Below are 1,247 nucleotides of genomic sequence, written 5' to 3'. Positions count from 1 at the left end.
TTCCTTGGGCGTTGTACCCCCGCCGATAGACTTGGCAACCGAGCGGCGCCATGTTGCCCGTGACGCCCCGGACATGTCTTCGAGCACAAAGCCATCGAGCGACGAGCCAGAGACGAGTGGGACCTGCCGCAACAGGTGGGCGAGGTTGGTTATGGCATCAGGCGCGACAAATTTCTCGGGCAAGGACGCCCAGAGGGACGTCATTAGCCGGCCCCACGTCGTGGCGCCGGCCCACGCATTAAGTAGTTCGGCGATCAGATCTTCCTGATGATAATGTCGATCGGCCAGCATGATGGTCAAAGCGGCCCTCGCCCCATCCTCACCGCCCTTAAGCTCGACCAGATTCCCAAGTGCCTCTTTCAAACTCGACCCCGACGTTCGGAGTTGTGCTAAGCCGGCCGAGACTAGGCGCTTTTCCCCGCGCAGTTCCGGCCACTTTTCGAGATGTTTTCGGAGGTCGGATTCGGTGAACTTATGGTTCCCGAAGTCATCCGCAGCTTCCGCGACAAGCGCCTCGCGAAAAGACGGCCATGCGGCGGACCGCCAAATCTCTAGCGCCGCAAGGTACCGATCCTTCAGCTGCGCAGGGGCCCTTTGCACCGCTTCCCAGACACACTCATAGTCGTCCCGAGACATTTTGTGGCCGACAAGGTCGCGCTCGATAACGGGAAGAAGGTCGTCCCATGTGAGCGAGCTGCGTTTAATACGATTTTCATCGGAGCCGAGGATGTCGAGATTTATCCTACTGCGAATGGTGTGGCCGATGAGAGCCGCGACGGCCCGATCAATATCCAATGGGTGGTGTTCAGTTTGCTCGGTCATTCGTTCATCCCCCGCATTCCCTCAACGCATGTTTCTATGCCAGCGGCGCGCGCGCCTGAACCGGGTTTCCATCACTCGTCCGGCAGTCATCAGCGCAGGTCGGTGCGTAAGTCTCGTCTCCTAATCGCGGCTGAGATGCGGGCTGGCAAAACCGAGCCTTGCCAGACCACGCTGTACTTCTGGGGCGCCCATGAACAGCTCCCACAGCAATCCACTCCGATGGTTCTCGATCATCGCGACGACCGGGCCCTGGTTGATGGCCAGATACGTCCGGGAATACCAGTTGCGGCTTTCGCAAAACGCATCGACAACGCCGAAGCGTCCCCAGATGCGGCGTCGTGGCTTGCTCAGAAAACCGCGCAACGCACGCATTGCTTCTACCGGAGCATAGGGAAAGCTGGACAGTGCGGCACTGGGCGTTATGA

2 protein-coding genes are annotated in these 1,247 nt (G+C 59.5%); both read right to left on the bottom strand.

The features are described 5' to 3' along the window. The coding region (locus EOA85_RS35545) for a hypothetical protein (RefSeq protein WP_164760143.1) at window positions 1–822 on the bottom strand (822 nt) is incomplete at its 3' end. A 120-nt stretch (window positions 823–942) separates the two neighbouring features. After that, window positions 943–1,247: glucoamylase family protein (locus EOA85_RS35540; RefSeq protein WP_281033832.1), on the bottom strand; the 305-nt coding region annotated here is incomplete at its 5' end.

Source organism: Mesorhizobium sp. M5C.F.Ca.IN.020.29.1.1, assembly GCF_003997375.1.
In the GTDB taxonomy this organism is placed as follows: Bacteria; Pseudomonadota; Alphaproteobacteria; order Rhizobiales; family Rhizobiaceae; genus Mesorhizobium; species Mesorhizobium wenxiniae.
Note: the sequence above shows the minus strand (reverse complement) of the source record. Positions and strands in the feature narration are given on the sequence as shown.